Source organism: Paenibacillus prosopidis (assembly GCF_003337375.1).
In the GTDB taxonomy this organism is placed as follows: Bacteria; Bacillota; Bacilli; order Paenibacillales; family Paenibacillaceae; genus Pristimantibacillus; species Pristimantibacillus prosopidis.
This window is the reverse complement of the sequence record NZ_QPJD01000010.1, coordinates 62,114-85,890: the sequence shown is the minus strand read 5'-3', so window position 1 is coordinate 85,890 and position 23,777 is coordinate 62,114. Positions and strand designations below refer to the sequence as shown.

21 protein-coding genes and 1 pseudogene are annotated in these 23,777 nt (G+C 47.5%); 3 read left to right on the top strand and 19 right to left on the bottom strand.

Annotated features, from left to right (window positions below; translation table 11 throughout):
* Nucleotides 1-11 precede the first annotated feature (11 nt).
* Nucleotides 12-191, bottom strand: coding sequence for a hypothetical protein (locus DFP97_RS31585; RefSeq protein ID WP_245976319.1), 180 nt, complete (start codon nt 189-191; stop codon nt 12-14).
* 6 nt (nt 192-197) lie between these two features.
* On the opposite strand from DFP97_RS31585, the gene DFP97_RS31935 reads away from it, so the two are divergent.
* The gene (locus tag DFP97_RS31935; protein ID WP_281270977.1) at nt 198-332 is read left to right on the top strand and encodes a hypothetical protein; all 135 of its coding nucleotides are present in this window, start codon (nt 198-200) and stop codon (nt 330-332) included.
* On the opposite strand, the pseudogene DFP97_RS32290 reads toward DFP97_RS31935, so the two are convergent.
* From DFP97_RS32290 to DFP97_RS16615, 13 genes and pseudogenes are all read right to left on the bottom strand, one after another.
* Nucleotides 291-374: pseudogene (locus DFP97_RS32290) on the bottom strand (hypothetical protein); the annotation flags it as partial. The gene DFP97_RS31935 and the pseudogene DFP97_RS32290 sit on opposite strands and share 42 nt — an antisense overlap.
* A 161-nt stretch (nt 375-535) precedes the next feature.
* Nucleotides 536-1,399, bottom strand: a complete 864-nt coding sequence (locus DFP97_RS16670) for a DUF3891 family protein (protein WP_181873554.1) — start codon at nt 1,397-1,399, stop codon at nt 536-538.
* 23 nt (nt 1,400-1,422) lie between these two features.
* Nucleotides 1,423-1,728, bottom strand: coding sequence for a chorismate mutase (locus tag DFP97_RS16665; RefSeq protein WP_114381325.1), 306 nt, complete (start codon nt 1,726-1,728; stop codon nt 1,423-1,425).
* Nucleotides 1,729-1,802: 74 nt separating this feature from the next.
* Nucleotides 1,803-2,990 carry a staphylopine family metallophore export MFS transporter CntE gene (cntE, locus tag DFP97_RS16660; RefSeq protein WP_245976317.1) on the bottom strand — a complete coding sequence of 396 codons (1,188 nt, stop codon included), beginning with the start codon at nt 2,988-2,990 and terminating at the stop codon, nt 1,803-1,805.
* Between the two features lie 131 nt (nt 2,991-3,121).
* On the bottom strand, nt 3,122-4,219 hold the full coding sequence (locus DFP97_RS16655; protein WP_114381323.1) for an LLM class flavin-dependent oxidoreductase: 1,098 nt from the start codon (nt 4,217-4,219) through the stop codon (nt 3,122-3,124).
* A gap of 174 nt (nt 4,220-4,393) precedes the next feature.
* Nucleotides 4,394-6,391: a beta-galactosidase gene (locus tag DFP97_RS16650; protein WP_114381322.1), complete on the bottom strand. Its 1,998-nt coding sequence runs from the start codon at nt 6,389-6,391 to the stop codon at nt 4,394-4,396.
* Between the two features lie 18 nt (nt 6,392-6,409).
* Nucleotides 6,410-7,237: a carbohydrate ABC transporter permease gene (locus DFP97_RS16645; RefSeq protein WP_114381321.1), complete on the bottom strand. Its 828-nt coding sequence runs from the start codon at nt 7,235-7,237 to the stop codon at nt 6,410-6,412.
* Complete coding sequence (locus DFP97_RS16640; RefSeq protein ID WP_114381320.1) at nt 7,234-8,118, bottom strand: carbohydrate ABC transporter permease; 885 nt, start codon at nt 8,116-8,118, stop codon at nt 7,234-7,236. The genes DFP97_RS16645 and DFP97_RS16640 overlap by 4 nt, the downstream gene beginning before the upstream one ends.
* An 86-nt stretch (nt 8,119-8,204) precedes the next feature.
* Nucleotides 8,205-9,497 carry an ABC transporter substrate-binding protein gene (locus tag DFP97_RS16635; protein WP_114381319.1) on the bottom strand — a complete coding sequence of 431 codons (1,293 nt, stop codon included), beginning with the start codon at nt 9,495-9,497 and terminating at the stop codon, nt 8,205-8,207.
* 103 nt (nt 9,498-9,600) lie between these two features.
* Nucleotides 9,601-10,662, bottom strand: coding sequence for a response regulator transcription factor (locus DFP97_RS16630; RefSeq protein ID WP_114381318.1), 1,062 nt, complete (start codon nt 10,660-10,662; stop codon nt 9,601-9,603).
* Nucleotides 10,655-12,436 (bottom strand): sensor histidine kinase, encoded by a 1,782-nt coding sequence (locus tag DFP97_RS16625; RefSeq protein ID WP_114381317.1) that lies wholly within the window; start codon nt 12,434-12,436, stop codon nt 10,655-10,657. The genes DFP97_RS16630 and DFP97_RS16625 overlap by 8 nt, the downstream gene beginning before the upstream one ends.
* Before the next feature lie 119 nt (nt 12,437-12,555).
* Complete coding sequence (locus DFP97_RS16620) at nt 12,556-13,875, bottom strand: glycoside hydrolase family 30 protein (RefSeq protein ID WP_245976341.1); 1,320 nt, start codon at nt 13,873-13,875, stop codon at nt 12,556-12,558.
* Nucleotides 13,876-14,043: 168 nt separating this feature from the next.
* On the bottom strand, nt 14,044-14,853 hold the full coding sequence (locus DFP97_RS16615; RefSeq protein ID WP_114381315.1) for a phytanoyl-CoA dioxygenase family protein: 810 nt from the start codon (nt 14,851-14,853) through the stop codon (nt 14,044-14,046).
* Between the two features lie 135 nt (nt 14,854-14,988).
* Here DFP97_RS16615 and DFP97_RS16610 point away from each other — a divergent pair, with 135 nt between their 5' ends.
* Nucleotides 14,989-15,807 (top strand): helix-turn-helix domain-containing protein, encoded by an 819-nt coding sequence (locus tag DFP97_RS16610; RefSeq protein WP_245976315.1) that lies wholly within the window; start codon nt 14,989-14,991, stop codon nt 15,805-15,807.
* Between the two features lie 68 nt (nt 15,808-15,875).
* Here DFP97_RS16610 and DFP97_RS16605 read toward each other — a convergent pair whose 3' ends face one another.
* On the bottom strand, nt 15,876-16,814 hold the full coding sequence (locus DFP97_RS16605; RefSeq protein ID WP_114381314.1) for an aldo/keto reductase: 939 nt from the start codon (nt 16,812-16,814) through the stop codon (nt 15,876-15,878).
* A gap of 23 nt (nt 16,815-16,837) precedes the next feature.
* Nucleotides 16,838-17,839 (bottom strand): Gfo/Idh/MocA family protein, encoded by a 1,002-nt coding sequence (locus DFP97_RS16600; protein WP_114381313.1) that lies wholly within the window; start codon nt 17,837-17,839, stop codon nt 16,838-16,840.
* 118 nt (nt 17,840-17,957) lie between these two features.
* Between DFP97_RS16600 and DFP97_RS16595 the strand changes: the two genes are divergently transcribed.
* A complete protein-coding gene (locus DFP97_RS16595) occupies nt 17,958-18,794 on the top strand; it encodes a helix-turn-helix transcriptional regulator (RefSeq protein WP_114381312.1) in 837 nt (278 codons plus the stop codon).
* Between the two features lie 71 nt (nt 18,795-18,865).
* Here DFP97_RS16595 and DFP97_RS16590 read toward each other — a convergent pair whose 3' ends face one another.
* The 3 genes from DFP97_RS16590 to DFP97_RS16580 are packed head-to-tail and all read right to left on the bottom strand — an operon-like array spanning nt 18,866 to nt 23,753.
* On the bottom strand, nt 18,866-20,458 hold the full coding sequence (locus tag DFP97_RS16590) for an extracellular solute-binding protein (RefSeq protein ID WP_114381311.1): 1,593 nt from the start codon (nt 20,456-20,458) through the stop codon (nt 18,866-18,868).
* Nucleotides 20,459-20,501: 43 nt separating this feature from the next.
* Nucleotides 20,502-22,241 carry a cache domain-containing sensor histidine kinase gene (locus tag DFP97_RS16585; RefSeq protein ID WP_114381310.1) on the bottom strand — a complete coding sequence of 580 codons (1,740 nt, stop codon included), beginning with the start codon at nt 22,239-22,241 and terminating at the stop codon, nt 20,502-20,504.
* Nucleotides 22,242-22,244: 3 nt separating this feature from the next.
* Nucleotides 22,245-23,753, bottom strand: coding sequence for a response regulator transcription factor (locus tag DFP97_RS16580; RefSeq protein WP_114381309.1), 1,509 nt, complete (start codon nt 23,751-23,753; stop codon nt 22,245-22,247).
* Nucleotides 23,754-23,777 lie beyond the last annotated feature (24 nt).

Genomic DNA, 23,777 nt, shown 5'->3' with positions numbered 1-23,777 from the left:
GTTATATGGCTTTACACTTCCCGTTCACTCAGCGCAGCTTTAAATCGTCCAGCCGTCTCCTTCAGCCTGGCGTACATGTCATTGTTATTCAATGACTGGTACAAGGCATCGTGCAGTGCAGCCATTTCCATGTAAAGCTCTTTCATTGTGCGATTGGTCGTCTTCATCCGTTTCATATCGAGCTGGCTCATCGCTTTATGGGCATCCAGCAAGCTGTCGAATTGGCCGATTGCGGTGAAGGCTACGATGCCTGCACCGATAACGGTGCCCTGTTCCGTTGTATTCGGAATAACGACGATGCCGTAAATGTCAGCTTGAATCTCATTGAATAGATCAAATTGGACAAGTCCGCCACAGACATGAACAGCAGACAGTCTCTTGTGATTGTTATCCTCTTCTTGCTGAAGAATAGAAGGTGTATAGCGGATCTAATGTTCGCACGACTCACCTTTTTAGCCTCATTTACACAAATAACGAATTTGATGTCCACATCCACTCAAGCTAGCAGAAAGCCCCTTGCGAATATGCACCGATTTTAATTACGCTTTTCTTGAAACAACAGCTTATATTCTCGAAATGGTTCACGTTGATACGCTTCAGAAATGCCATACCTCGCAATATCCTGCTTTCTCACTTCCTTGAACGGCACCGTCGTTTCGACGTTCCTCCTAAAAGGAAACGGATACAATTCAACCGTTCTTTGATCCTTCCAATCGGCTATGAGTGTCGTTTGCTCCGAGCGGTCGAACCAATAGGTGAATCCGTTAGCGAACCATTCGTATTTTTCTCTCGGGGTGCCGGGCTGCTCCATACATACAAACAAGGATAGCTCGTCACAAAGCAAGAGTGCCTTCGCATGCATTTGAAGCAGCTTTACATCCGTTTGCAGCCGCTCAATTATCGCGCTCTGTCTGGCAAATTCACGTTCTACGAAAGGAATGGTATCCTCGTTTCTAAATTTCTCGGCAAGCGTTGTGTACAAAATGCTTCCTAATAAAGCGGCATACTCACTTGTTTGCTGTACGTGATCCAGCCCCTTGGAATAAAAGAAAAACCGAATGTTGCCGGGAAAATCACGGAATGAAAAAGGACAATTTGCAGCATCATTCCATAAAGGCATACGGTCAAGATCGATCCAGCTGCTATCATGCTGGTAGGCTGCATATATGAACTCCTCCCTGCGAGAGCTGCTGGAAAACAGATCATCCTTCCATGCTGATACAAGATCACCTGATACCCTTGCATGATCATGCTGTGCAATTAATATAAATGATTCTTCTTTCTCGTATACAATCATCGCTACCATCCTTCCTTCCTGATAAAAATCGATGAACAGTGCGTTTAGGAATGTCCAATAAGTAAAGCAGGAGCCTTCACATTGGTCTTGTTCAGACCTCATGGGACAGCCCCTGCTCCGTTTCCTTAAACCGTTGTTTCTTGTTCTTGCTTGGATTGCTGTATTTCTTGATGGCGTGAAATAACGATGTCCATTAAACATCTATATAGTGCGGTGGCATACTCCGAATTCAAACCGTGAGAATGAGAAAGCTTAGTTATTTTATCGAATTGTTGGGATTCCCGACTATTATCTTGCGCATTTAATTGATGAATCGCTTTAAATTGGCCAACCTCTTCCGTTAATTGAAACCGTTTAGCAAGCAGAATAATGATTTCACTATCAATTTGGTCAATGCCGTGTCTTAACTCATCCAGTCTAGAAGCCTCCATGCGCCTCTCCTTTTAACGTTATTTTCGTATAATTGTACCATCTCCTTTAACGATTGCGCTATAACGAAAATCGTCTAGCTGGCAACAAGGCGGCGACCGCCTATAAGAACAATAATAATGGCGGCAACCGACAGGATTGCACATAAGGAGTACATAGCCGAATAAGACAATTGGTCGGCAACGGGTCCCATCGCCATACTTCCTAATGCGATGCCAAGATCGGAAGTTGCAATAAACAATCCGATGAGCATATTGCGTGAAGCCTTCGGCAGCACAAACGATAAGTATGTCATTAAAGTTGGATACATCATAGCGATTGCAATACCTATCAGAACAGCGGCCGCGTACATGAGCAGAATTCCATAATTAACGGACATGGCAAGCAGCTGCGCACCGATTGCAGCGCTAAGCAGCAAACCGACGACTAAACGGCCATGCCATTTTCCGTCGGACGGTATTTTCTGCCGCAGCAAAAACCTCGACAGCACGACTACACCCGCTTGTATCATTAAATACAGACCGGCATTTCCGACTCCGCTCTCCTTCGTATACAAAACGATGAAGGTCGACACCGCTCCCAGACTAATGGAGGTAATCATCATCGCAGATCCGCATACGAACATCGCACGATTCATCCACAACTGACGAAGCTGTGCAAGCATCGATCCGTCAGCCGTCTCATCACTCTTCCTTATTGCGGCTGACGGCAGCGGCGAATGATACCCTATCATTCCGGTCACAAGCGCAATGATAAACATCGCAGCCGTAAAAGCGTTCATTCCGCCCCAATCCCAAATAGACAAAGCAACGAGCGGGCCGATGACGGTAGGCAGCATGCTCGCCAATGAATAAAGCGACACGCCTTGCGACCGTTCCTTATCGGGTAGCGTATCGACGATGCCCATTTGCGTTGCTAAGGAGAAAAAGGCAGTAGACACACCTTGAAGCGCACGAATAACAAAATACCATTCAAGTCCTGAAATCGTATATAAAATTAACGCTGCGCCATTCACGATTAAAATTGCCCGCAATACGGGCAACGGACCGAAGCGCTGCACGACGTGACCGGCACCCGGCCGAAAGAACATGCTAGTCATCATGTAGGCACCCATCATAATCCCTATCTCTGCATTCGTTGCTCCTTGCGCTTCACCGCGAAGCGGTACAATAACGTTTAAAATCGAATTTGCACTAAAAAACAAAAACGTCAGCGCATAAAGCCGGATTAAAGGCGCTGACATCGAAACACTTTTACTCGTCAAAACAAAATACTCCCTTCTTCTGTACGGATTATAGCACTACCCTATTATATCTTTCTTTCAGAAAAAGAAAATGTCATGCATCAGAGAGCAGTTTCAGTCCCTTCGCATGACATTTGTCGTCCACCTTGCATTTATACGGTTTGCAGCTTTCCGGCCTTTATCTTCAGCTCACGCCGAACGACCGGTGCAACTTTCGTGGCCAGCAGCTCGATTGAGGCTGCGACCTTGGAGAAAGGCACCCCGCCAATATCAAATTGAGCCATGAAGCGGTTATGTCCAAACAGCTCATGCTGAGCGAGTATTTTCTCCACGATCTGCTCCGGGCTTCCGACGGCGAGCGCATTAACGGGATTCGCCAGCTGCTCGAATTGGTTGCGCGACAATTGCTCCCCGCGCGAATGACCACCCATAAACTGCGAAACGTAATTGGCGTAATAGGGGTAAAACTCGTCCTTTGCTTGCTGCGGGGTGTTCGCGATATAACCATGGCTCGTGATAGCTACTTTAAGATTTTCTTGTCTATGTCCAGCTTGTACACCCGCTTGCTTGTATACGTCAACCAGCGGTTTAAAACGCGTTGGATCGCCGCCGAGAATAGCTAGTGCCATCCCTGCTCCAATGCTCCCGGCAAATTCAGCGCTCGCGGGCGTTCCACCGACGCCTACCCAAACCGGCAATCGCTGCTGTACCGGCCGGGGCGCGATTTCGGCATCCTTCAATGAGGACCGAAGCCTGCCTTTCCATGTAATCCGCTCGTTATCATTCAACTGCAGCAGCAGGTTCATTTTTTCTGAAAACAGTTCTTTGTAATCTTCTAGTTGGTAGCCGAACAGCGGAAAAGACTCCACGTATGCCCCGCGTCCGGCAATAATTTCTGCCCGACCGTCCGACAGCAGGTCCAAGGTAGAGAAATCCTCGAAAACCTTTACCGGATCTGCGGTTCCAAGTACCGTAGTTGCGCTGGTCAAACGAATTCGGCGGGTGCTTTGAGCTATGGCTGCCAATACGACTGGAGGAGAAGAAATGGCGAAATCCAAACGATGGTGTTCACCTACGCCAAAGATATCAATGCCTGCATCGTCAGCCAGCTTAGCAGCATCCATTATTTCCTTCATTCGCTCTCTGGCGCTCATTATCCGTCCGGTTTTATAATCAGCACTAAGATCTCCCAGTGTGTAAAGCCCGAATTCAAAGCCTCCTTCATGCTCATTGCCCGTATCACTGCTCATCTGTATATCCTCCCTGATGTCATTCATCATGCCCGATTTCAGTTACTTTATGTAAGTAATGATACGTAAGTTATTTAGTGTGGTCAAGCAATGGATCTAATGATGTACGAAAAAAGGCTGAAACATGATTTTTCATGCTCCAGCCTGCCTTTCCTTATAACAGATACGGAAAACCTACTCCGAGATAATCAGAACACCCCAAGGAGCAAGCTCAAGCTGCTCGCCAATACCAATGGAACGGCCTGCTAACAACTCCCGGCCCACTGCATGCGGATAAACAAAGGTTGCTGCTTCACCGGAATAATTAAAATAATAACGGATTTGCTTTCCATCTGCATTCGTGCCGGACTTGACGATAATCGGGAAAGCTAGCTCCTGATTACTGCCCCACAGTCCTGCTTCTTGTACGGTATTCTTCAGTACGCGGCTCACAATAGCCGCGTCCGGCATACAGCCGATATAAGTGGCTGTGCCTTGGCCGAAACGGTTCTTGGTGATCGCCGCGTAATTGCCCCACTCGGCATGGTCATAGTAGGCAAGCACATCGGCCGTCGCCGGAGTGATCAGCTCCATCCAAGTACCAACCTCGCTGCTTACTTCGCCAGGCTCAATGAGGCAGCCCTTCAACCGCACTTTATTCGGCGAGACGAACATGCTGTAACTGATGCCGCAGGCTTCGTTAATGCCGCCGGGCTGCTGTGTCGTCCGAACCTTGATCTGTTCGTTTGCAAAGCCGCTCTTGAAGCTGTAAACGACATGTCCGCCACCTTGGACAAATTCATTTAGTCTCTCCAAATGCTCATCCGCAACCGCATATAAAGCCGGTACTATGATCAGCTTGTAGTCCTTTAATTTCTTGCTCGAAGGCTGTATAAAATCGCATTCGATGTTCAGCTTGTATAATTCGTCATACAGAGAGCGTACGACGTCATTGTAGGTTTTGCCATCCGGCAGCTTAAACCACTCCATTGCCGTCAGCGCCTCGTTGCTTACCATAACCGCAACCTGGTTGTGCTTGCGCAAATTTACGAGCTGCGCGCTTAACCGTTCGAAATCCGCTCCGATCGTTTTTGCTTCATTGTAAACCGGATTCGGCAGGAAATCGTGGCTCAGCAAGCCCTTCCAATACGTTTCGGCAGAGTTATGAATGGAATGCCAGTGCCAATAAGCGACCATATTCGCTCCGGAAGCGAGATGGCTAAATGCCTGCTGCCGCAATTGTCCCGGATACGGTGTCCAGTTCGGAAAGGCTTGCGCCTGCGTCTCCAGGACCAAATAATTGCTTCCTTTCAACGATCGTGTCATATCTCCGCCGAACGAGATTTCAATACCGGTTAAATCATCCTGCGAAGGATGATAAATATCGACGCCCGCGATATCGAACGGCTCCGATGCGGCAAAATGATCGACCGACGGCTGAACGCCATACGAGTAGCCACGCCATTCGAAATCGAAGTTTTGCGTGACGAATTGTCCCGGTTGCTTGTATTCGTTCACAATCGATACTTGCCAAGCCAGAAAATCGGTAACAAGCTTCCGCTGAAACTTGGCAAATTCGGCTCCCAGACTTCCGTTAATCGTACCGACCATGGAAGGGAAATCCTCCCAGCTGTTAATCCGGTTGCTCCAGTAATCCAGACCGAACAGCTCATTGATCCGCTCTAACGTTTCGTAAGTGTCCCGCATATATTTCACGAACTGCAGCTGAACGTTAGGACCAGCCGTGTCATAATGCTTCGTCTCGTTGTCCGTTTGATAGCCGATAACGGCCGGATGTCCGCTTACACGTCCAATCAGCTTGCGAATAATACGCTCCGAGTAAAATAGATAGGCAGGATTCGTTATATCCATGATCTGACGAGCCCCATATTTCCCGGGACCGCGAGGGGTAACCGCGAGCACGTCGGGGTGCTCCTTCACCATCCAAGTAGGAATCGCATAAGTAGGCGTTCCGACAATAACATGTATGCCGGCTTTATGCATCGCATCCAGCACTTTGTCAACAGAGCTAAAATCAAATACACCGTTTTGCGGCTCATGCGTGCTCCATGTAGACTCAGCAATTCGAACAACGTTAATACCGGCTTCTTTCATCATGCGGATATCTTCGTCAAGCCGCTCATAAGGCATATATTCATCGTAATAGGCAACGCCGTACAATAATTTTTTCATATAAGAGCTCCTTCACTTTTAACCTTTAATCGCACCCTCGGCAATACCGTGCATAATGAACCTTTGGAAGAACGAATAAATAATAATGACAGGAATCGCCGTCAAGACGAGTGCCGCCAAAATAAGCGACCATTCTTTGTTGTACTCGCCGAACAACGTGTTCGTAGATAAAATCAACGTGTAGTTGTCCGTATCCGTTAGCATAAGCAGCGGCAGCAGGAAGTCATTCCAAATCCATAGGAAATCGAGTATGGCAATCGTTACGGTAATCGGTACCAGCAGCGGAAATATAATTTTGAAAAAGGTTTGGTATTCGTTACAGCCATCAATTTGCGCCGCTTCCTCCAGCTCTCTCGGAATCGACTTCACGAAGCCGTGGTAAAGGAAGATCGCCATATTAACGCCAAGTCCGATATATATGATCGCCAGCCCATACGTGCTGCCTTGTACAGATAGGGTTTTGGCCATTCTAGTCAACGGGATCATGATCGAATGAAACGGAACGAGCATCGATGCGATAAAGAGGAAGAAGATGAGATTGCTCAGCCTTCCGCTCGTACGGGAAAGCTTATAGCCGGCCAGCGCGGCGCAAAATACAATTCCGCCGATTCCGAGCACCGATATAATTACCGAATTGAACGTGCTATTCAGCAAGTTAATTTGTTGAAAGGCATCGACATAGTTGCCAAAATGGATCTTTGTTGGTAAAGCAACGAATGAGCTGAACATTTCGCCTTGCGACTTAAAGGAATTAATGACAGCCAGATAAATCGGAAAGAAGGAAACGGCTGCCATGATCGACAACAAAACGGTAATAAGCAGGGAGGTTGATTTTTTCTGACTCATGCTTCCACCTCTCTCTTTTTCATAACTTGAATTTGTATGAATGTGAAAATAAGGATAATAACGAATAGGATAACCGATTTCGCGCTTGCATAGCCATACCGGAAGTTATTCGAGAACGCTTCCTCAAAGATGTTCATCGTTATGACCTGCGTGCTCCGTCCCGGGCCGCCCCCGGTTAAGCCATACACAACCTCAAACACTTTAAAAGCACCGTTCAGCGTAAGGAAGAAGCAAATCGTAATGGCATGCGTAATCATCGGAAGCGTAACGCTGCGGAACGTTTGGAATGGAGTCGCTCCGTCAATAAGTGCAGCTTCCTTTAAGCTTTGAGGAACGCCCTGCAGACCGGCCAAATAAATGATCATCATATATCCGACGCCATTCCAGAGCGAGACGGTAAGAATGGAGAAGAAGCTCACCTTCGGGTCACCGATCCATGCTTGGTCCAAAAACGTAATCGCTGTCTTCTCAGCGAGCTGAGGCAGCACCTGAGCGAATACGAACGTCCACATGAACGCGCTGATGATCGTGCTGATCATATTCGGCATAAAGAAGATGGTCCGGAAGAAGCCTTTGCTTTTGGCACGCGACTCAATAAATACGGCCAGCAGCAAAGCGAACACATTTTGAAGAACAATCATGAACAGCACATACTTCAACGTGAAAAATAATGAACCGATGAAGTCCGGATCCTCTGTAATGGCTTCGATAAAGTTGCCGAGGCCAATGAATTCATAATCTGTGTTTAGGCCATTCCAATCCGTAAAGCTGTAAAACATACCGCCTACCGTTGGTATAAGCAGGAAGATGGCATATAAAATAAATGCGGGCGCGACGAACGTGAAAAGCGAGAAGTATTTTTTGTAGCTCTTGATCGGCACAATATTCGCCCCTCTCCTATATTTGTGTCTAAAAAATGAGGATGAAGGAAAGAAGGAACTCCGTCTTCCCCTCATCCCGGGTGCTGTTACTTGTTTACTTTGTTAAAAGACTTCCAAGCTTTATCAAGTGCTTTCAGAACATCGTCTTGCGAAATTTGTCCCGCATAGTAAGCTTGAAGCCCTTTGCCGACCTCATCCTTGACGGATTGCGGAATTGCAGGATCTTGATAAGATTTTCCATTCTTCACATATTCGGTAGCATCATTTACCCAAGGATAGCTTTCGTACGTATGCACGGTTGCGATTGGATTGAACTTAAGCGCTTGGAAGAAATCATTAGAAGCGGTATCGTCCAAAACATAGTTGATGAAATCAAGCGCAACTTCTTTGTTCTTGCTGCTCTTCGATACGGCTAAAGAAGTCGAAGCACTCAAATTAATTAAGGTTGCTTCAGGATTATCATTGATCGGCAGCGGAGCCACTCCGAAATCAAGCTCAGGATTCGATTTCAAAATCGTTTCCGCATACCAAGGACCTTGCAGCCACATTGCGCCTTTGCCTGCCGCGAATGCCGCAGCGCCGTCATCGCCGCCAACCTCTGTTGCTTTCTCAGTACCATTTGCGTTGATCAGGTCGAAAATGTCGAACATCGATTTCATTTCGGTAAACGAGCCTTCATCTTTATTCATACGGTCAATGAAATCTGCATTCTCCGTATTGATAAGCGCGCCTGCAGCAAGCGGAAGCACAAGCTGCGGAATCCACGCCTCTTTATAAGAAAGTACAAACGGCGTTACATTGCTCGACTTCAGCTTCTCGATAACCGCTTTCATTTCTGTCAACGTTGTTGGAGGCGTTAGTCCCAGATCTGCAAATATTTTTTTGTTGTATAAGTAGCCCCACGATAACGTTTCCAAAGGAACGGCAACGACTTTGCCGTCGGTTGTCGTAACGGACGGTTTTACGCTATCCAGAAGCTTGCCGACGAATGGCTGGCCGGACAAATCCTCCAGGTAGCCTGCTTTGTAATAGGAAGGAATTTCGTTGATCGCATGAAGTGCGAAAATGTCAGGCGCATCGTTAGATGCCAGACGCGTTTTTAAAATTTGAGCCGCATTGTCGGCAGTCGGCATTTCGAGCTGGACCGTAACGTCGATATTTTTATCTGCCTTCTCTTTCGCTACGAAATCCGCAATGTATTTATCGTAATGCTCCTTTAACCGCGGCTGGGCAATAAACATTTTCAGCGTCACGCTTTTCGCTTCGCCGCCGGCCGCCGCGCCTTCTGTATTTCCAGTGTTGTTTTCCTTGCCCCCGCAGCCTGCGAGCAGCGTTGTTGCCAAGACGGTAACGAGTAAGCCTTTCACGATCTTTTTCATCTAATTTTGACCTCCCAATGACTTGTTTTTGTTTACGCTTTCATTGTATCTAAAAAATGAAAGCGTTTAATTGGACAGAATTAGACTCTTTGTTTGGACATTTTTAAACCTCGCCGCTTTTTCTCATTTCACCCGGCGCAATTCCAAAGTGTTTCTTAAATACGCGATAAAAATACGTAACATCCTCATAGCCGGCCATCTCGGCTACCGCTTTGATCGGAATGCTTTCATCGGCGAGCCATTCCTTCGCCTTCTCCATCCGCAGAAACAAAATATAATCGGTTACGTTGCGGCCGAATTCCAGTTTGAATACCTTGCTCAAATATTCCTTGCTAACGAAAAAGGCTCTCGCCAATTGCTCCAGCGTAACGGATTCCGCAAAATGCATCTCGATAAACTGCTTAACTTCCTCCAAATTCAACTTATTTTTAAACTTTCGCTGGTGAATGAGCTGTTCTAATGTATCTTCATAATGTTGGATTAAAAACGAGGTCATATTCGCACTGGAAGCAAGAGCATCATGGCTATAAGGCGCATGGAGACTCTCGCTGTCGAGAGAGTTGGCAAACATCAGCTCCTTTAAGAGCAGCAGCATCTCCTGTACAACCTGTTCCAGCATGCCCGCTTTCTTGATTCCGTTTCGTTCCAGCTCCCCGGTCATTTGCTGTAGTGTTGCAGCGACGCCTTCCTTATTCAATTCGTTGAAATGGGTCCGCAGCAATTGCTTATAAGAGGACAACAAATAGGAGATATCGAGATCGAGCGACATCGCACTGCGGTCTTGAAGAGCAGCCTCCAGCTCGCTTTTACAATTTTGCAGCGCCGCGTTCAGTTCTTTCGGATCAACCGGCTTGAGCAAATAATCGACTGCCCGGTAACGGAGTGCATGCTTCGCATAATTGAAGTCATCATACCCGCTCACCACGATGACTTTGATTTCAGGAAATCGGTCGTTCAGCATTCGAAGCAGCTGCATGCCGTCTGCTCCCGGCATACGCATATCTGTAATAACGACTTCCGGCGCTAATAGCTCCGTAAGCCGCAGCGCTTCTAATCCGTCGTCCGCTTCACCTACAATATCCATTTCAAATTTTTCCCATTCGCCGAAAGCTCTAATAATGTCCCGTGTCCAGCTTTCATCATCGACAAGCAATACTTTATACATGATTATTACCTCCGGTTTCAAAAGGAATTCGTACCGTTACGACCGTTCCCTTCGCTAACTCGCTCTCGACCGATATCCCATACTCCGCTCCAAAATGCATATAAATGCGGGAAGCTACATTTTGCAAACCGATCCGGCTTCCATAGGTCCACACTTGTCCACTCTGATTGCTAAGCCGGGAACGCAGCTCAGCTAGCCTGTCCGTACCGATTCCGACACCATTGTCTCGTATTCGGATACAAACCGCAGATGGCTCACGAACGACTGACACATCGAGCTCCCAGTTCCCCGGTTTCGTGTCCAGCCCGTGGAAAAAGGCATTTTCTACAATCGGTTGAAGGGTCAGCTTCGGAATGGAGCATCTCATCACGGACTCGTCTATATCGGTCGTGTAGTTAAGTCTGGCTGAAAAACGCTGCTTCTGAATGAGCATGTAATTGTTCAAATGATCAATTTCTGATTTTAAAGACGCCAGCTCGTCCGGATCCCGAATGATGTACCGGAACATTTCGCTGAGCGACCGGATAATTTCATAGCTTTCGGCCGGCTTTTTGGTGAACAGCATACTGCCGATCATTTGCAGCGTATTTTGTAGAAAATGGGGATTAATTTGCGCTTGAAGCGCTTTGAGCTCTGCCGTCTTTTTTTCCAGACTGATGCTGTATTCCGTTTTAATATGTTCCTTTATCCGGTAAGACATGTTATGAAGCTTCGTTTCGAGCAATCCGATTTCGTCAACCCGGTTGCTAAGCGGAACCTCCGTTTCCTTAATTAAACCGAGTCCTTGCATCGATCTTGCCAGGCTTACGATCGGAGTCGCCATGCGCCAAGCCATATAAGCCGCAATCAATATCGAGACTGCTACGGAAATTCCCCCAACGATTATACCGAAACGCATGGTCTCCTGAGCGCTCTTATTGATAAAGCTGTTCGGAATGATGGTCACCAGCTTCAATCCAACGGGGTCAATCGTATTGTAGAATATATACTCCTCCGGCATACGGATAAAGCCTTGTCCGTCATCTGTTTGTTCGATCTGCCGCATAATTTCCTGTGAAGGCGGCTGGCCCTCCCGCTGATATAAGATTTTCCCGTCAGGTCCTGCGATGAGCACGGTATGCTCGTCACCGCGTCCGAGCAGATCCAATGTCTGATCCAGCATAGACCAACGGATTTCCAAGGAGATCCCGCCCAGCTTCTCCTGATTTTCGAATCGGTTGATGCTTCGGATCAGTTGAAAGTCATCTTGGTCTCCGTTATTTGACTGTATATAAAAATCCTTGTTTTGTTCGAACAATTGCTTAAAGGGCGAGGGGATGGCGGATACGGATTCAATGTCATTCTGGAATGCGCTAATTGTGAATAATTTGCTGGGCTCATTCAAGTAAAGCTCGACGCCAATCACATGATTGCCTGCTGAATAAAATAAATTGGTAAGCGTTTCGATTATATTTTTTTGCGCGGCAAATTGGTAGGAGAGACTGACACCCTCCGTATTAGCCATATAATCGTTTAATTGGGGACTTATAAGTACCGTATAAATAAGATTGTTTAACTGCGCAAATTGCTCCCCCAGATATATGCCTGTCCACTTCATACTGGACAAATTCGTGCTGATCACTTCTGCTTCCATCGACTTCCGGTTATTTTCGGCTGCGAGAACGGTTACAGCGATAATCGGAATAACCGATAATATAATCATTGTCAAAATCAATTTGTTGCGTATACTGCGCCGGAAGGGATCCGATAACATACGTATGAGCTTCGCAAACATGGATAATCCTCACCTTCTGCCTTTCTCTCGTCTATAGGATACCCGAACTCCGTTAGAATCGTATTATAGCAAAAAACTAACGCCCCGTTAAAACGGAGGCGTTAGTCGCTATACTTTCGTCATCCGTTACGGAGAACGATTGTATTAAAGGATTCGGATTCAAGCTGGAAGGTTTGAACGGCAGAACCGTTCGACAACCGCAGCTCCCTCGTTTCTTTAAACGGGTTCGCTATGACGATCACTTTCGTTCCGTCCGGCTTTTCGAAGGCAATAGCATTCCCTGACCATGGGCCCTTCAAGCCGATCCGTCTATCATTCGGACTTGTAAAGTGGGCAAAATGCTTCATAACATAAAACTCAGGGTTGCGCTTCGACTCTTTTGAGGCAGGATCAACCGTAATCATAGCGTTTTGCTCCCAGCCCCAAGTACTTCTTCCCTTCGGCTCAAGCACCATGTTCCAGTAAATATAGGCGTTGACCCCATTTGAAAAATAATGCTGGTACAGGTTGAACACATATCTCGCATAAAACCATGTGTTTTCGCCGTCTCCACATTCATTTTCCGTCTGCATGTAACGAAGCTCCGGATAGCTTTGAACGGTTCTTTGAATCGCATGCTTGCCTGCCCATTGATAACCGACGCCTTTGACATACTTGTAAGCTTCAGGATCGCTCAATACGGTATGCGCATAGGCATCAAAATCCGTCGTTTTTTTCTTAATCCACTCATCCCACGCCTCAGGCGCATTGATGGTTCCCAGCCAGATTTCAGTATCCAATCCATGTTGCTCGAAGGTGGATCCCAAATAATCGCGGATGAATTCGCGCAGCTGCTCGCCCGTCCATACGCAGGAAGGAAATTTCTGGTCCGCGACCACTTCGTTCTGGACATGTACCTGGTGAATGATAATGCCTTCTTCGCGATACGCTTCCACGAACTTTACGAAGTATAGCGCGTAAGCCTCCAGGATGTCCTTTTCCCAGCGCAAAGTACCGTAGTTATAAGCTTTCGGAAACTTCATCCAGGTAGGCGGACTCCATGGCGATGCAAACAGCTTCAAGTCCGGATTTAATTTCAGCGCTTCTTTAATATAAGGAATTAAATACTGACGATCACGCTCGATGGAGAAATGTACCATATCCAAATCTCCGTCTGTCTCGTTTAGGCTGTACCAATCAATCGCGTAATCGCTGGCACCGATGGGAAGCCTGCAGATGCTGAACTTATGCTCTCCCTCCGGATGGAAAAGGGAATGCATCAAGCCCGCCCGCTCTTCTTCCGGCAAATGGCTTAAGGCAACGAATCCGAGCTCGTTAAAGCAGCCGCCAAAACCGTCTAATAGCTGATATTTCTCATTCGTCAGGAATAGATTCGCTTCTCCTTGCGCGGCTGTCTGACATTGTTTATCTGTCCATACGGATGATTCCGTGCTTGAAATCCACCTCGTGTTTACTTTTTCCACAACGTTACCCCCATGAGTATATAAAAATGTCCCAATGACCTGTCTTGTTTACGCTTTCATTGTATCGAAAAAATGAAAGCGTTTAATTGGACAGAATTAGACTTTTTATTTGGACAATTTTAAACCTGCATGGGTTGGTCTAGATTAGTGAGGATAAGCTGTCTCGAATTCGACTCCGCAAGGCCCTCCGTTCGTATTTGCCTCCAAATCGACCGCCGTGCCGTCAGACCGGAATAACGGGCGGTAATGGGTGTTGATATGGGTAGCCGAAGCATTCGCGTAATGGCAAATGAAAGCGCGGCGGAACTGATCCTTCGTCTTGTTTCTATAAGAGCCGTGAATCAGGTTGCCGTTAAAAAACAAGACATCGCCTTTGTCCATAATCGCCGGGATGGCTTTCTCATCCTTCGGCGGCTTCACATAATGCGTTGTGAAAGATTCTGAAGAATCGGCTAATTCAGGACAGCTAATGGCATGTTCGCTTGTCCTCGGCACAACGAGCAGGCCGCCGTTTTCAGCATTCGCCGCATCAATGGCCGTCCATGCAGCGATGCAGTTGCCCGGCTCTACCTGCAAATAGAAATTATCCTGATGCAGAGCCTGACCGCGTGAGCCTGGCGGCTTGTAATAAAACATGCTTTGCGCGGCCAGCGCTTCTTCGCCGTATAAGTCAGCCAGCACATTCATAACCGGCTTATGAAGCATATATTTTTTGGCCGTCTCGTTGAACCGGTGCGGGTGCATCACGCGCGGATAACGTTTTAACGGATCCTCTGATTTCCTGTCAAGCTCAGGCTCGAACAAACCTGGTACAACCGTATGGCTGATTGCTTCGAACGTCTCCTCGATCGTACGTATGTCTTCGTCTGAAAAAAGGCCTTTTACAATAAGATAGCCTTCCCTTGCGAATTGATTCACCTGTTCTTCCGTCAGCACGTTTAAAGTATTACTCATGGCACACCGCTCCTTCAATTGTGAGTTGCTGCTTCTTGACATAATGATAGAGCTTTGATTATTTTTAAGGAAGAAAGATTACTGCTGAAAAGTAACGGGATTATGCTATTCATAGTTAAGAGGAGGTTTACTTGTTTGCTACCTATCAGCGGCATTGAAGCAAAGAATGAACATCCATTTGGAACGTTATTCGGCGGTCATTTTGATGAAACGGATACTTATCGGCACCGCAGGCCGAACGGAATGAGCGACTGGTTAATCTTTTATACGCTTGAGGGTGAAGGTTATTTGCGTACGCCTGCCGGCGAGAAGCGATGCGGGGCTGGTCATATCGGACTGCTGCGTGCAGGGGTGTCCCACGAGTATGGAACCGTTCAAGGCAAGCGTTGGAACTTCTATTGGGTACATTTTCAGAAACTGCCTGAAATCGACTATCTGCCGGGCGACGAGGCGGTTGTGCAAGCTCTGCCCGATGGCAATTTGCAAAAAAGGGTACAGCGCGCCTTCCATAACATTTTGAACGACTCCCGGGAACGCTCGGGCTTTTGGCACATACTCTGCGAAAATTCACTCCGGGAAGTTATACTGCTGACAGCTCAGCAAATGGAGCAGCGTCTTGACCCAAGGATTGAGCTTGCCCTGCAATATATATCCCGCCACATGAGTCAGCCGGTTCGAGTCGACGATGTGGCCAATTCCGTCGGTCTCTCCGTGTCGCGTTTATCTCATCTATTTAAACAGGAGACCGGCGAAAGCGTGCTGGAGCACCTTAACCGATTGCGCCTCCAGCAGGCTGCATTGCTTATGGAGCATATGGGAAGAACGGCTACTGAAAGCGCGCTGGATGTCGGCTTTAACAACTACAATCATTTTGCCGACCTGTTTCGCAAAGCGTATGGTGTCAGCCCTAGAGCCTATAAAAAGGAAAAAGGCGGTCTCGTAAAGCCTGTTTAATTATGATCAAAAAAGGAGCCGCTCACAGGTCAAAGACCTTATGAGACGGCTCCAAGTTCATATACGAATTAAACCTTTTGAGTTGCCAAGTCCAGCCATTCCAGCTCTTCCTTCGTCAGTTGAATGAGCGAGCCTGCATCGCATGATTGCAGCTCTTCGGCTGTCTGCGCTCCGATTAAGGCGCATGTAGGAAACGGCTGATTGAGGACGTAGGCAAGGGCGATTTGGATCGCACTCACGTTTTTCTTGGCTGCCAACTGCTTCGCCCGCTCAAACCTCTCCCAGTTGTCGTCGCTGTAGAACACGCGGACAAGATCGGCGTTGTCGCGAATTTCAGGAGAAAACCGTCCCGTAAAGAAGCCTCTCGCCTGCGAGGACCAGGAAAGCAGCGGGAATTGCCGTTCTTCATGCCAAGCGCATGTCTCGGCATCCGCAGATACGCACCCGGACCAGAAAGGCTCATTCGCCTTAGCTAAGCTTAAGTTAGGGCTGCTGAACGTGAATCCGACAAGACCATTAGCTTCTGCGTATTCATTTGCTTCCTGAATCCGCTGCCACGTCCAATTCGATACGCCGATTGCTCGGACTGCGCCGGACTTGACATGCTCATTCAGTATTTCAATTACCTCTCCCGCAGGCACGGATGGATCATCGCGATGCAGCGCGTACAAATCGACATAATCGGTTTGCAGCCGCTCCAAACTCGCAGACAGATCGGCTCTAATCGCCTCTTTGTTAACACGGGGTCCATTTTGATCATGGTGAGCGCCCTTCGTCAAAATAACGATCTGCTCCCTGTTGCCCCGCTCCTGCATATAGCGGCCGATTACTTCCTCGCTTTGACCGCCGCAATAAATGTGAGCCGTATCGATAGAATTGCCCCCGATTGCCAGAAACGCATCCAAATTCGCCGCGGCTTTATCATAAGAATGATGAAAAAAGTAATCCGAGCCTTTCATCAAACGGGACACTGGCTTAGGTGAGCCTTGAATATGAATATATTCCATTGAAATGACCTCCTCAATTGTCCTTATAAAATGATTCTAGCCCGTTCGCGGGCAGAAAGCAGACAAGCATCAATGACTTTCATATTTTTAACCGCATCGGAAGCATTAAATTGCAGCGGCGTGCCGTCGATGATCGCGCGTGCCAGATGGTCAGCCTGTTCGGAGTAGGCGTTAACGTGCGGCACCTCTATTTCACGGCGCTCCCCTTTGGCGCTTACGAAGAAATTACCGCTGCCAGGCTCGCCTGTAACATAAGCGGATGGAACTTCAATGATCCCATCGGTGCCGAGCACCTCCAGCGGATTGCGGAATGCCGCCCACATGCCGCAATCAAACGAAAGGGACACAGAACCTTCAAACTCAATTAAACCAGAAGCCATCATATCTACATCGTCATGCTCCGGCGAGAACAAAGCTTGTACCGTCACCGCCTCGGGCTCTTTGCCAAGCAATAAGCGGGCGGCATTGATCGGATAACAGCCGACGTCGTATATGGAGCCTCCGCCCCATTCTTTGCGGTATCTAACGTTTTCCTTGTTGGCGGCATTGTTGAAGGTAAAGGCGCTGCGAATACCGCGAATTTCCCCAATTTCCCCGGCAGCTATCATTTGCTTCATCATTTGGTAGCGTGGATGGTATCGATACATAAACGCTTCTGCCAACAATACGCCGGCTTTAGCGGATGCTTCCGCCATTTCAGCCGCTTCCTTCTCCGTTAATGCCAAAGGCTTCTCGCACAAAATATGCTTGCCTGCCTCCGCAGCGCGGATCGTCCATTCCTTATGCAAATGATTCGGCAGCGGAATGTAAACCACATCGATCGAATCGTCCTCCAACAGCGCTTCATAGCTTCCGTATGCAACGGGAATGTTCAGCTCTTCCGCTGTTCTCTTTGATTTGTCCATATCGCGGCTGGCGATTGCCGCAACCTCGCCCAATTGCGATTGAAAGATACCGGGAATCACCGCTCTTTTCGCGATGCCCGCGCAGCCCAGGATGCCCCATTTCAGCTTTTTACTCGTCATGACATAATCACCTCATATTTTTTTATGACTATATTGCGATTATAAGACGATCAATTTAAAATTAAAATGATATTATTTTGTTATCGGTTAAAACAATATTGTCATTGAGGTGATCGACATGCAGCGACAGAGTCTTCTGCTCACCCTGCCGCATAACCCGTTCTTTTGCTTTCCCGAATCGGTCGGAAATTATAGGGATCATCCGGAGCATTCCGTACTAAGAAAAGCAGGAGCGCTAAATAATTTCAATATTCATTATGTCGTATCCGGCAAGGGATATGTCGAATGGGACGGTAAAGTGCATACCCTTGAAGCAGGGGAAGCCGTTCTCTATTTCCCTCTTCAGCGGCAGCATTACTATAGCAGCACTGACGATCCGTGGGACATTCGGTGGTTCCATTTCTACGGAAACGGACTTCAGGATTATATGATTGAAAGAGGCTTTCACAAGAGCCAGCTATGGATGGTTCGCAATACCGCAGCATTCGAGCAAGCGCACGAGGAGCTCCTTACAGAAGCCGAGGCGCGCCGAATGCTGCATCCGATCCGTTTGTCCGCATTGACTTATGCTATACTGGCCGTCTTTGTCGATCAGGCCGTACCCTTATCTGGAAGTAAGGCAAGCTCGTCTTCGAACCGTATACTAGAACTGCTCCCTCTCATGCAGCAGGAAGCGGCTCAGCCGTTTAATCTCGAGCATTGGGCGGAGCAGGCTGGTGTCAGTCCGTACTATTTCTGCAAATTGTTTCGCAGCGTTATGGAAATGACTCCAATGGACTTCATCACCCGAAGCCGCTTACAAATGGCTAAGCAATGGCTGCTCGAGCGCAAAGAGGTCAATATCGGCCAAATCGCGGCAGATGCCGGCTACCCGAGCGTCAGCTATTTCAACAAACGGTTTATGGAGCATGAGGGTATGACTCCGACGGTGTACAGGCAATTATATCTCGTATAATGGTAACGCCAAAAAGGCTGGAACATAAATGTTCCAGCCTTTCGTCTCAGATCAATGTAATGATACGAATGCTACTTAGCCGCGTCACGATCTGCAAGTTCTTTTGTTACTTCATCCGTTACTTCTTGTCCGCCGGATCTTAACCAATCCTCTTTGAATAGATCAAAATCTTTTTCCGTGTTCGCTTCACCAGTGATGGCCATAATTAAATAAGTGTCTTGCAGTGACTTCAGATTACCCCAATATTTCGCTTTACTGTTCAACACAGCAGGACCAAGAATATCAAACATCGATGTTACACCGGCATTAAGCTCTTCTTTTAACGAAATCAACTCAGGCTTCAAAGTATGCTTTGTCATGGAAATATCTACCGAGTTAAGCGGATTGTAGAAGGCTCCCGCGCCTATTTTAGTGGCAGCTGCTGCCTCATCCGTTTTCGCTATAGCTAAATCGCCTTCCATATCATAGCTGACGCCCAGTTGTCCAAAATTCGTTAACAAAAATCCTTCAGAAGTTGTTGAAACATATTCCAGCAGCTGCATTACCTTAATCCGTTTCTTTTCATCCTTTTCCAATTGAGCGCCTAACAGTACCGGAGCCTGGCGGGCGCCGTAAGCGAAGGCATACGCATCGCCGTTTGGTCCTGTGACAGGTTTTCCTGCAATTACTGTCAGTCCCTTCTCCGAGGCTGGTTTTGCAATGAAGCCTGAATTCTTGTCAAAGTTGCCCCACTTCATATTATCGATCAATCCGACTTTTTGGTCTATAAATTTTCCATTAAGATCAATATTATCAGCCGTAATGAATTCAGGGTCAATGAGTCCGGATTTGTACCATTTATTCAAAAGCGTCAACGCGGTGCGAGTTTCTTCTGTAACTCCGCCATATACAACTTTACCGGCAGCATCCAATTTAAACTGATACGGGGATACACCGTAAGCCGAGAAAACCGTAGTGAACAATTGCTCCGTCAGCTTACCTCTTCCTGACATACCGAATGTATCCTTCTTGCCGTTGCCGTCCGGGTCGTTATTGACGAATTTAGTCAGCACATCCTCAAGCTCCGCAAGCGTCTTCGGCGGTTCGGTATAACCGACAGCTTTCAGCCATGCCTCGTTATAGCCTGGTAAAAATCCGTCCAGACCGCCCGGCCATACTTTTGGAATGCCCCAGTTTTTCCCGTTGTAAAGACCGACTCCCCATGCTCCCTCATCAACCGAGTTTAGAGCTGCTGTAAAGTTAGGCATATAGGTTGCGATTTCTTCCGGGGATATGCTGGCGATAATGCCTTGATCCGCCCATTGAACCATGTCCGTTTCATTAGCATCTATTGGAAAAATATCAGGTATATTTCCCGAAGCCAGTAAAACGGTGAATTTTTCCTTCCAAGTGCCGCGATCTAATTTGACATTATTGATTTTGATATTGAATTTTTCCTCTAATTGCTTCTGTACATAGTTACCGTCTTCTTCTGGTGGATTAAAATTGTTCGCAATCGTAATTTCGATTCGCTCCTCATTTCCTTCCAGCGTTGATGTGCTCTCCGCATCATTTTCTGCGTTGCCGCCGTTCTTCCCGTTGTTGCCGCTGCAGCCTGCCACGACTAATGACATCAAAAGGACGATGGATGTCATGACGAACAATAGTTTCTTTTTGTTTTTCACTTCTTTCTCCCCCTTTGTGCCGAAATCAATCGATGCCCCGCCGTCACCCAGGTTCGTTTCTTACAACCGGAACATCGATCGTCACGCATGTTCCTCCCCCGTCAGGACTGCTGAAACGCAAGCCCGCGGGCAGGCCGAAGTACAGCTCCAGCCGTTTTTCGATATTTTTAATCCCGTAGCCGCTGCCTTTGTGCTTGCGTTTTTCCCTGCCTTCGCCATGCAAGCCGACGCCGTCGTCCTTCACTTCTAGCAGCAGCCGTCCATGGATGATTGATCCCGTGATTCGAATGATTCCTTTGCCACCTTGCTTTTCGGAAATGCCGTGAATAATCGCATTTTCAACGAGCGGCTGCAGTGTTATTTTCGGAATAAAACAGTCCATCGCTTCTTCGTCGACGCCGAACTCGATTTGAATTCGATTCCTGAAGCGCTTCATCTGAATTTCAATGTAAATCGCACTGAGACGAACTTCGTCCCTAACTGTAACGAAATCTTCCCCTTTATTAAGGATAAGCTTGTAATAATCTGATAACGCGTATACAACCTGTTGAATATTGTCACGCTCGCCCTTTTGCGCCATCCAGTTCAGCATGTCCAGCGTATTGTATAGAAAATGGGGATTGATCTGGGATTGCAGCGCCTTGAGCTCCGCCTCGTTCTTCTCTTGTCCGAGCTTGAACTGCTCGGCCATAAGCTCCTGCACGCTGCCAATCATATAATTATAGGAAGAAATGAGCTGCCCGACCTCATCCTTGCTTGGCGATATGTCGAGCTGGTTCATCCTTCCTTGGCGCACCTGGCTCATCTTGTTCATGAGCAGAAAGATTCGGTGGGTAATCGATCTCGCCGCCGGGAAAATAAAGATCAATATAATAAGTAAAATGATTAAGTAAATAGACAACATTTGTGTCCGAATACTGTTGATCGCTTCCGTTGCGGCCTTATTTGAAATAACGGTTATCAGATACAGGTTCGTGCTGCCGATTTTCTGGCCGCGGGCCAAATACTCGCCGTTCTCAAGCCTTACTTTCTTGAACGCCTTACCGGTGTCTATAGGCTCCGGCAGATGCATTTCCTCATATTCCTCTTCTCCCGTGCTCGCAATCACTTCTCCTGTCACGGAGGCGATATACACCAATTGCCTTGGATTAGACTTAGTCAAGCTTAACCGGATTTGGTTCAAATCGATATTCAGCGTCACGATCCCGACAGCCTCGCTCAGGTTAGCGGGATTCCACAATAGTCGTCCGAGTGCCAAATACCGATTCGGAACGCTGTCCGGCTCCTCTTTCATCACCCAGGCCGACCTGCCGTTTTTCGCGTAAATGCTTTGTGCCCACGGCATATCCTTGACCGATCCGAGCTTGCGAAACATCGTATCACTTCGGGTCAACACGAATCGGTCGTCGATAAAGTAATTAATACTTTCGAATTCGGAATTGATCTCCATATTTTGCGTGTACGCCACGACATTATTAAAGACCGCGAGCTGCTCCGACATCTTCATTTCCGCCGGTTTCTTGGACAATATTGTCTTCAAGTCCTTATTGATGGTAAGCATTGTAGTCGTTTCTTCCAAATGGTAAAACTTCATGGATAAAGTCGCAAGCATCTGCTCGAAATTCTTATTTTCGGCATAGCTCTGTCCATCTACGGCCAGCTTCCGTATTTCTCCGTACGAAACGAAGAACGTGACAATAAGCGGCACGATGCCGACAATCGAGAATAGAATCACGATTTTTTTGCGCAAAGACATGTCGTTCATATAGTTGATCAGCATCATGTGCTAGCTCTTCTTCCGGTATTGCAAGGGCGATAGATCCGTAGATGCCTTGAATACCTTGACAAAGTAGCTTGCGCTGGCAAAGCCGCAAAGCTCAGCTATCGTATGCATTTTATAATGTTCACTCTCAACCAGCTTCTTGGCGAGATCGATCCGATAATCACTGATGTATTGCTTGATAGAGGTTCCCGTTTCCTCTTTGAAAAGCTTACCCAGATGGTTCGTCGATAAATTCATATGGCCCGCAATCATGGTCAAATCCAGATCGATGTTGCGATAGTTGGAAGCGACATAATTCATAACTTCCTGCACAAGTCTCGAATACTTCGAAACCTGCTGCTTCTCTTCCAACCATACCGAGGCGACCGCAAGTGTAATGGATTCGGCTCTCTCAATCGTTGCGCATTTTCTTAAAGATTGTACGGCCTCTGTTATGCCATGCTCGTTCTCGAGCATAGCAATAATCTTCTGATTGTCGTTAATCAACGTCTGTGCTATCGTTTCCAGCAGCGCGATGACTCTCTCCCTTGCCGGATACTGCTTCTCTCTAAATGACGCGAACAGCGTCCTCAGCCAATCTGGAAGCTTCTCAGGGCTTTCCTTACACAATTTATAGAAGAAAGGAAGCGACTCCGAATAAAACTCGTTCGATCGGCCCGTCTCTTCTTGATGCGTCAGAAAGCGGGAATCCGGGCTGTAGAACGAACGCTCCAGCGCACTTCGCGCCGTCAGGTAACTGTTCCGAATCGCATTCACGCCGCTCGCTTCTGCTCCGATACCAATGACATAATGAACATTTCGCGTCAAGAACACTTCGCTTAAATAAAACAGCTTCTTATTAACGCTGCTATCGCAGACCACTATGACAAAGCAATGCCGGCGGTCTAGCTGTTCGCCGATCGCCTTAAAGCCATTCTCATGCCAAAACGTAATAAAGGAGTCCAAATCCGTCTTCTGCGTATCCGACTCCATTCGGTCACGCGCTATGAAGCCTAAGTACCGCTTATCCTCCGGAAACCCGGTCTCGCGGCACAGCCTCGTTATTTCATCCCGATCGGCATGCTCGTCTCTCAACAGTCCGGCCAGCTTCTGCTTGACCAGCTCGTTCTTCTGGCGGAAGACGTCCGTCTGTGCCTGCTTCTCCTGAAGCGCGCGGACGGATTTGAGAATAGCCTGCTCAACCTCCACAAGTTTGATCGGCTTCTCGATATATTCCACGGCAGACAGCTTAATGGCGCTCCGCAAATATTCAACGTCCATGTAGCCGCTCATAAATATCAGTATGCTGCCCGGCGACTTCTCGGACAGCCTCTCGGCGAACTCGATGCCGTTAAGCTTCGGCATCCGAATATCGGTCAGCACGATTTCCGGTTTATTGATCGTACAGATTCGCAGCGCCTCGGCTCCGTCGCCGGCAAGTAGAACCTCGTCGATTCCGTATTGCTCCCAATCGATGCTCTCTCTGAGCCCTTCTCTCGTATAATCATCATCATCCGCTATCAACAAACGCATATTATCCACCTTCAGACGTACAAA